The sequence below is a fragment of the Phormidesmis priestleyi ULC007 genome (genome assembly GCF_001895925.1).
Classification (GTDB): Bacteria; Cyanobacteriota; Cyanobacteriia; order Leptolyngbyales; family Leptolyngbyaceae; genus Phormidesmis_A; species Phormidesmis_A priestleyi_A.
Genome location: NZ_MPPI01000096.1, coordinates 1 through 1,748, shown reverse-complemented (window position 1 = coordinate 1,748; position 1,748 = coordinate 1). Strand labels below are relative to the sequence as shown.

Sequence of the window (1,748 nt, the reverse complement as noted above, 5' to 3'; positions counted from 1 at the left end):
CTCAGGTTACTGGAGTATGCTTTATTCATGGCTCTCTCGGTGCTGTACTTTACGTATTTACAGCTTATAACCGGAGAGCTTTTTTACTCACTGACTGACTTCTCAAACCGCCTCTTAGAGAAGATTTAGAGAAGTCTAAAAACTAGGAGGCTGGAAGCCTGACTCAGCGGGAACTTTGACAGTGTGAAGCACAGCACTGCATACCAACTATCGGCAGTGATTACCCCTGGCATCAACCCCCAGTCCATTACTTCAAACAGCATCTCTCGAAAATAATCATGCTTTGTTTTCCCCTCACGTTTATCATTGAGCCGATAGTTCACAGGCACGGACACTCCCTGTGCGTCCGTGTAGTACAAGGTTAGTAAGTTGATGCCCTTGACCACTTTCTTGTGCTTGCCAGACCAAAAGTAACCAATCAAGGTTGTTTTGCTCGGATTGCTGTAAGGTTTGTCCAGCACCGTATCATCTCCGCTTAAGCTGCCACCCTAAAGCTGGATTCTCGGTTTGACCACTGCAAACAAATCAGCAGGAGTGTAGCGTTCTCTGACTAAAAACCGATTGATACTATCGTGAGAAAGGCGCTCTAGAATTTGAGCCAATCGTTGGCAACTGACATACTTGGGTTCTGCCAGTAAGAATAAGGTGTAGAGGTTGAGCGTACAGGTTGCGCTGGAGGGCTTAGTCAGGACACGCATCACAGGACAGCGAGGGAGAACGATCTGAGCATCCCTTTTTTAGGTCGTCATGGCTACACCCACATATGGCTAATTCTGTCAATGCGTAACTCCTAGTATACTTTGCAATCATCTTATTTCTACTTAGAAGAGAGACGATTAACCAGCTTAGTAAAAAACTAGAGACAGAAAAAGTCAGCATTGACGCGATCGATACTTGCTGAGACAGTGTAGGGAAAACCCTCACAATCAGCCCTTTAACAAGATTCATTGGAATTGGGTGAATCAAATAAATTCCAAAGGAGCAAGCTCCAAGACTCGCAACAAATTTACTATCCTTGAGGCTATTAGCTTCCATAGAGGGACTAAAGCTAGGAATTTCGCAAGCAGGAAGATTTTCTTCGTTGAGAAAAATTGTAGCATCTGAAGATAAGTGAGGCTCCAGGATAGATATAGATACTAGACTTGTTGTGAAATAAAATGCTTTTGTGGACAGGGTTTGCTCCTCTTTGCCTCCCGTTAAGCAGCCATGAGGTAGAAGTTCCATAACCCAGTCGCTGTGAGCATCAGATGGTCGTCGAAATTAGCCACACGATTCCTGTAAATCGCACTCACTGCCCCGTAGCGCTTGACTCCCGCAAAGGCATTCTCACAGACGACTCGGCTCCGACTCAACTCCCGGTTAAAGTCCTTTTGATCCTGAGTTAAGCTGCCTCCTCTGGGCTTCTTATACCCAATCTGGATATTGTCATACTCCTTTTGCAATCCTTGAAACGGGTGCGACCTCCATCCGATACATTGGAAAAAACCGATTACCTTTTGCTCCATAAGGGTTTTGAGTGCCTGTAAAATTGATCAATGAATAATCAAAAGGACTACTGTGAAATCGTTCAAAAACCTTATCAGCAGGAGGCTTGAGTCACTTTAGTATCAGGTAGAGGTCGCACCCCTTGAAACTTGAAACCCCAGGTCTACTTCAATCGCAATCTCAGTCGGAAGTGCCCCAACGATTTCTGCTTCGTCCAGCAATCGCCTGTCGTGGTGCCTGCCGTCTTGAGCGGTACTTAGAAC

General features: G+C 45.4%; 1 protein-coding gene and 1 pseudogene. Both read right to left on the bottom strand.

Annotation, left to right across the window (positions count from 1 at the left end; genetic code table 11):
- Nucleotides 1–191 precede the first annotated feature (191 nt).
- Nucleotides 192–698: pseudogene (locus BRW63_RS29350) on the bottom strand (transposase); the annotation flags it as partial.
- 498 nt (nucleotides 699–1,196) lie between these two features.
- Nucleotides 1,197–1,505, bottom strand: a complete 309-nt coding sequence (locus tag BRW63_RS26920) for a transposase family protein (RefSeq protein ID WP_073075369.1) — start codon at nucleotides 1,503–1,505, stop codon at nucleotides 1,197–1,199.
- Nucleotides 1,506–1,748 lie beyond the last annotated feature (243 nt).

What these genes read in the sequence shown, in the direction of transcription:
- BRW63_RS26920 (WP_073075369.1), bottom strand. Translation starts at nt 1,505, where the DNA reads ATGGAGCAAAAGGTAATCGGTTTTTTCCAATGTATCGGATGGAGGTCG.